Source organism: Pseudomonas sp. P4_B4, from assembly GCF_056402255.1.
This window is the reverse complement of record NZ_JBFUHS010000080.1, coordinates 1-1,366: the sequence shown is the minus strand read 5'-3', so window position 1 is coordinate 1,366 and position 1,366 is coordinate 1. Positions and strand designations below refer to the sequence as shown.

Below are 1,366 nucleotides of genomic sequence, written 5' to 3'. Positions count from 1 at the left end.
CTAATGAAATGGCTACCCCCGCTGCCCCCTGTGATCGCCCACTAAGCTTTCGCAGGGGGCTCATCGGAGATCGTTGCCATGAACAAAGTAGCTATTGCCGCCATCGACTTGGGAAAACACACCTTTCATCTACATGCACAGGATGATCGTGGTCACGAGCTGTACCGAAAAAAATTCAATCGGGTAACGCTCATGCAGCACCTGGCAAATCTCGAGCCCTGCACCATCGTGATGGAAGCCTGTGGCGGCGCCCACTTCATGGCACAGGAGGCCATCAGGCTGGGACATGCGCCCAGGCTCATCGCACCTCATCTCGTACGCCCTTACGTGAAAAGCAACAAAAATGACTTCGCTGATGCCGAGGCGATCTGCGAAGCAGCGACTCGTCCGACGATGCGTTTTGTGCCGGTAAAAACTCAGGCCCAGCAAGTGCTAGCCATGCTGAACTCCACCCGAGACTCGTTCATCAAGGATCGCACCGCAACCGTCAATCGGATTCACGCCGCGCTTCTGGARGTTGGCGTGAGCCTGGCCCCGGGCTTCAAGTCGATCAACGCTCTACCGGAGCTGCTTGAGGCGAGTTCAATTTCTGAGCCCTACAAAAAAAATCTGATGAGACTGTATCGACATCTCAAGCATGTGGAGGAGGAGATCAAGTCGCTGGATAAGGACGTGGAATGCCAGGCCGCTGAAGATGATCTGGCGACTCGTTTGATGACTCTGCCGTGTGTCGGCCCGATCACCTCCACCGTCCTGGCTGCCGAGCTGGGCGATGGCAAGCAGTTCAAATGCGGCCGAGGCTATGCAGCTTCCATCGGACTGGTCCCCAAGCAGCATTCCACGGGCGGGAGGTCYGTCCTGCTGGGCATCAGTAAGCGCGGTGATCGCAACCAGCGACGCCTGCTCGTCCAGTGCGCTCGTGTTTACTTGATACAACTGGAGCGACAGAAAGGCGCTTTGGCGGACTGGGTCCGCCGGTTATTGGCGTCGGGACATCACTCCAATCTAGTGGTTTGTGCGCTGGCCAACAAACTGGCAAGAATCGCCTGGGCGATAGCGGCACACCACACTGAATTCGATGCGGGGCCAGCCGCGATGAACGCCTGACCCCGCTGTCACCCAAGCACCACCCACCTGGTTTTGCGATGCTGGATAACTGATGACGTGAACGGCCAACCGGCCTGACGACAACCCTGGGCTCTCACACGGCTGAAAGGCCGTTCCACTAATTAGGGTCGTTGGGCATCGATTCTCATCGAGGCGCGGGGCGACAACCCCAACTCAGACGCCGGATAGATGAAAGCAAGCCAAACACGACATCAACAACAGTATTGCAGAAAAGGGGGTAACCATAGATGTGGGAGCG

1 protein-coding gene is annotated in these 1,366 nt (G+C 57.0%); it reads left to right on the top strand.

The annotated features are described in order from the left end of the window. Window positions 1-78 precede the first annotated feature (78 nt). Entirely contained in the window at window positions 79-1,107 is a 1,029-nt protein-coding gene (locus AC1DVE_RS31105; RefSeq protein WP_223460745.1) for an IS110 family RNA-guided transposase, read from the top strand. Window positions 1,108-1,366 lie beyond the last annotated feature (259 nt).